Raw genomic sequence first — 711 nt, 5'->3', positions numbered from 1 at the left:
AGGTGACATTGAAAGAGCGCTGGAAAACGGCGAGTCCTACCTTTCTTATGGCGTGGGATCTTTAGGGCCATCGGTTCGTTACATATCTCCCATTTTGTCCAATGACGGTGATGTGATTGGCATGATCAAAGTTGGCTATTTGATTGATACTTTGGATCTCTGGACAAGCGAACGGTTGTTGCCTTTGATATCGTTCGGAATCATTGCCGTCGGTATTTGTATTTGGTTGTCTTGGAAGTTTTCTCGCTATGTTCGAACTCAAATGCAAGAGTTAGAACCTTGGCAGCTTAAACAGGCATTAAAAACGCATCAAGGCGTGTTGCAAGCGACGTATGAAGGATTAGTCGCGATAAACTCCGAGGGAAGTTTGTATCTTATTAATGATTCCGCTCGCGCTATGCTCAACTATCATCAAGAGCTTGGTAACGTATTTACCAACGGGATAGATAACCCAGAAAGTTTTTCGCTGAAAGGTGACGATTACATTAATGGATTGATTCGCGTGAATGGCAAAAACTTGGTGATGAACCGAGTTACGCTTCGTACGTCGACAGGTGAACCTTATGGCGCAGTGTTTAGCTTGCGTGACCAAAATGAGATGCACGTACTCTCGGAGAAAATCAGTCAGGTGACGCAGTACATGGAGAACATGCGCGTTGCGCGTCACGAGTATCAAAATAAGCTTTCGACTATCTCGGGCCTCTTACAAAT

General features: G+C 44.6%; 1 pseudogene. It reads left to right on the top strand.

What is annotated here, in order from left to right:
• Window positions 1-711, top strand: a pseudogene (locus R7044_RS25480) (sensor histidine kinase); the annotation flags it as partial.

This window comes from Vibrio sp. 1402 (assembly GCF_033340275.1).
The sequence above is the reverse complement of the archived record's forward strand: the minus strand, read 5'-3'. Positions and strand labels throughout refer to the sequence as shown.